Origin of the sequence: Pseudomonas sp. P42 (assembly GCF_017973755.1) — a bacterium.
In the GTDB taxonomy this organism is placed as follows: Bacteria; Pseudomonadota; Gammaproteobacteria; order Pseudomonadales; family Pseudomonadaceae; genus Aquipseudomonas; species Aquipseudomonas iridis.
In genome coordinates, this window is the sequence record NZ_JACOPU010000018.1 from 1 (window position 1) to 1,580 (window position 1,580).

General features: G+C 59.2%; 2 protein-coding genes. Both read left to right on the top strand.

Going from position 1 to position 1,580, the window contains the following annotated elements:
* Positions 1-498 (top strand): Hcp family type VI secretion system effector (locus H8B20_RS27720; RefSeq protein WP_210625226.1); only part of this gene is annotated, 498 nt, incomplete at its 5' end.
* Positions 499-630: 132 nt separating this feature from the next.
* The coding region (tssI, locus tag H8B20_RS27725) for a type VI secretion system tip protein TssI/VgrG (protein WP_210625227.1) at positions 631-1,580 on the top strand (950 nt) is incomplete at its 3' end.

Sequence of the window (1,580 nt, forward strand, 5' to 3'; positions counted from 1 at the left end):
ATGTCGGTTACCGGCGAAAAACAAGGCCTGATCACTGCAGGCGCATTCACCGCTGACTCCGTTGGCAACACCTACCAGGAAGGCCACGAAGACCAGGTTATGGTTCAGGCTTTCAGCCACGACGTGATCATCCCGCGTGACCCGCAATCCGGTCAGCCAACCGGTCAGCGCGTTCACAAGCCAGTTGTGATCACCAAGGTCTACGACAAGGCTTCGCCACTGCTGCAAGCCGCTCTGACTTCCGGCGAGCGCATGAGCGAAATCGTTATCCAGTGGTTCCGTACTTCGGCTCAAGGTACTCAAGAGCACTACTACACCACCAAACTGGAAGACGCGATCATCGTCGCCATCAACAACAAAATGCACAACTGCCAGGATCCAGGCAACTCGCACTTCACCCACCTGGAAGAAGTGCAGTTCACCTACCGCAAAATCACCTGGACCCACGAAGTATCCGGTACTTCGGGTTCCGATGACTGGCGTGCTCCAGTCGTTTAATTACGGCTGATCGTTACAAGCATCGGCCAGCTCTGCTGGTCGATGTTGTTTACGCCCCTCCAGAATTTCGCGTACGTTGACCCGCTTTTGCGGGCGTCGACGAGCGCCGCTGCACAGCACGAGGAACAAGGGATGTTCGCGCCGGCCAATGAAACCCACTTTGCCCTGACCATCGAAGGTCTTTCCGCTGATTTCCAGGTGTTTACCCTGCAAGGTCGGGAAGCCATCAGCCAGCCTTTTGTGTTTGAGGTGGAGCTGGTCAGTGAGCAGCCGTCGCTGGACCTCGAAACCCTGCTGCACAAACCGGCCTTCCTGCAACTCTCGCCCGACGGCAGCGGCATCCACGGCCAGATCTACCGCGCCGCGCAAGGTGATTCCGGCAAACGCCTGACCCGTTATTCGGTGACCCTGCGCCCGCAACTGTCGTACCTGGCGCACCGCGTCAATCAACGCATCTTCCAGAACCTCACGGTGCCGAAAATCATCGGCCAAGTGCTGGAAGAGCACGGCATCCAAAGCAACGCCTACGAATTCAAGACCGGCTCGATCTACCCCGAGCGCATCTACTGCGTGCAATACGACGAGTCGGACCTGCATTTCATCCAGCGCCTGTGCGAAGAAGAAGGCATTCACTACCACTTCCAGCACAGCGCCACGGCGCACAAACTGGTGTTCGGCGATGACCAGACGGTGTTCCCGAAACTCAAGCCTGTGGCCTACCAGCAAGACTCCGGCATGGTCGCCAGCGACCCGGTGATCAAGCGCTTCGACCTGCGCCTGGAAACCCGCACCAGCCGCACCACCCGCCGCGATTACGACTTCGAAAAACCGCGCATCACCCTCGAAAGCGAAAACCGCGGCGATGCCGTGCCCGACCTCGAGGACTACGACTACCCTGGCCGCTTCATCGACCGCGAACGCGGCAAACACCTGGCCAAACGCGCCCTCGAACGCCACCGCAGCGACTTCCAACTGGCTGAAGGCAAGAGCGATCAGCCGTTGCTGGTCAGCGGCCACTTCCTCGCGCTGACCGCGCACCCGAAAGCCAAGTGGAACGACCTCTGGCTGCTCACCGAAGTCCT